We start from the raw sequence: 2,230 nt of genomic DNA on the forward strand, positions 1-2,230 counted from the left end.
TGCCTGCCCGCCGCCTGCCGCCGTGCCGGCCCGCCGATCCGCCGCCGTGCCTGCCCGCCGCCCGCCGCCGGGCCGACCTGCCGATCCGCCGACGCGGCCGCGCCCGGCCGACCGGCGGACCCGGCGGGCGTCGGTGGGAGGCGGTGCTCGGGTGCGGTGCGGCGGCGGTCATGATGGCGGGCATGCTGCAAGCCTCCCTGTCCGTCCTCGCGCTGGTCGTCGTCCTGGTCTGCGCCGTCGTCCGTCCCTTCCGCTGGCCCGAGGCCGCCTTCGCCGTACCCGCCGCCCTCCTCGTGATCGCCACCGGCGCGATCAGCACGGAGGACGTACGGGAGGAGGCCGCCCGGCTCGGCCCGGTGATCGGCTTCCTGGCCGCCGTCCTGGTCCTCGCCAAGCTCTGCGACGACGAGGGGCTGTTCCACGCCTGCGGGACCTGGATGGCCCGCTGGGCCCACCGCCGGCCGCGCCGGCTGCTCGGCGCGGTCTTCGTCCTCGCCTCCACCATCACCGCCGCGCTCAGCCTGGACGCCACCGTGGTGCTGCTCACCCCGGTCGTCTTCGTCACCGCGGCCCGGATGGGCGCCCGGCCCAAGCCGCACGTCTACGCCGCCGCCCACCTGTCCAACACCGCGTCCCTGCTGCTGCCGGTGTCGAACCTGACGAACCTGCTCGCCTTCACCGCCACCGGCCTGACCTTCACCCGCTTCGCGCTGCTCATGACGCTGCCGTGGCTGGTGGCCGTCGCGGTCGAGTACGCCGTCTTCCGCCGCTTCTTCGCCGCCGACCTCGACGCGCCCACCGAGCCGGCCGAGGCGGAGGAGCCGCCGGAGCTGCCGCTGTTCGCGCTGGTGACGGTCGCCGCGACCCTGGCCGGCTTCGCGGTGGCCTCGGCCGTCGGCATCGACCCGGCCTGGGCGGCCGCGGCCGGCGCCACCGTGATGGCCGTACGCGCCCTGGTCCGGCGGCACACCACCCCCGCGGCGATCGTCCGCTCGGCCGCCCTGCCGTTCCTGGCCTTCGTCCTCGCCCTGGGCATCGTCGTACGGGCCGTGGTCGACCAAGGGCTCGGCCGGGCCCTCGGCGCCGTTCTGCCCGACGGCGCGTCCCTGCCCGCCCTGCTCGGCATCGCCGCGCTCGCCGCGCTGCTCGCGAACCTGATCAACAACCTGCCGGCCGTCCTCGCCCTGGTCCCGCTGGCCGCGCCCGCCGGCCCGGGCGCCGTCCTGGCGGTCCTGCTGGGCGTCAACATCGGACCCAACCTCACGTACGCCGGCTCCCTGGCCACCCTGCTGTGGCGCCGCATCGCCCACCACCACGAGCACGAGGTCGGCCTGAAGGAGTTCACCCTCCTCGGCCTCCTCACCGTTCCGGCGGCCCTGCTCGCCTCGGTCCTCGCGCTGTGGGTCTCGCTGGCGGTCATCGGCCCGTGACCGGGTACGCACCCCGGACGACCAGGGTCCCCCGCCGGAGGGGCGGCGCAGGGGCCTGAGGTGCGATGTGCGCGGGAGGGGCGGCGACGCAGCACGCCGGGCGTCGCACCGCCCCGCACGAGGAGGTCGTGGTGGACTTCGCTCCCACGCACCGCCGGCTGGACCGGGCCTCCACGGCGGCAGCGGCCGCCGGCGTGTTCCACGCCGTGGTGGAGACCGGGTGGGCCCTGACCGGGACCATCGTTCCCTCACCCTGCACCTGACCTCCCCACCGGCTCTCCAACTGGCCCTGAGCGCCGTGGCCCTCCGGCCGCCGCAGCCGCACGGTCCACGCGCCCGCGGGGCCGCCGCGCCCGGCCCTGCAGCCGGCCGGCCGGGCGGCCCGACGGCCGTGCGGATCCGCGGGCGGACGGTCCGGCGGGCCGTCGGGCGGAGTGGCGCGGGGGCCCACGGGTGGACCGGCGCGGGGCCCACGGGTGGACCGGCGCGGGGGCCCACGGGAGGACGGGCGCGGGGCCCACGGGTGGACCGGCGCGGGGGCCCACGGGAGGACGGGCCTTCGGCCCGGCGCTCGCGTCCCGCGGTGGCGGTCGTGCCGGCCGGAGCCGGGGCGGTCTTCGCCGCGGGCATGGTTCCGCTGCCCGTCCACTGCGTGGCCCTGGCCGCGGGCGCGGGCGTGGAGAGCGTCACCGGACCGGCCCACGTCCAGCTGAACACCGCCCTGGCGGTGCACCTGGCCGCCGTCGCGCCGGCGTACCGGCGCCGCCGGGCCGGCCGCTGCCCGCGCTGCGGGCACGCGC

The 2,230-nt window shown here is 78.2% G+C and carries 2 protein-coding genes and 1 pseudogene; all 3 read left to right on the forward strand.

Annotated features, from left to right (window positions below):
* Window positions 1–182: 182 nt before the first annotated feature.
* Complete coding sequence (locus EF918_RS34990) at window positions 183–1,430, forward strand: SLC13 family permease (RefSeq protein ID WP_125652884.1); 1,248 nt, start codon at window positions 183–185, stop codon at window positions 1,428–1,430.
* 65 nt (window positions 1,431–1,495) lie between these two features.
* A complete protein-coding gene (locus EF918_RS34995) occupies window positions 1,496–1,693 on the forward strand; it encodes a hypothetical protein (protein ID WP_125652885.1) in 198 nt (65 codons plus the stop codon).
* Between the two features lie 320 nt (window positions 1,694–2,013).
* Window positions 2,014–2,230: pseudogene (locus EF918_RS35000) on the forward strand (hypothetical protein); the annotation flags it as partial.

Origin of the sequence: Streptomyces sp. WAC06614 (genome assembly GCF_003949795.1) — a bacterium.
Taxonomy (GTDB): domain Bacteria; phylum Actinomycetota; class Actinomycetes; order Streptomycetales; family Streptomycetaceae; genus Streptomyces.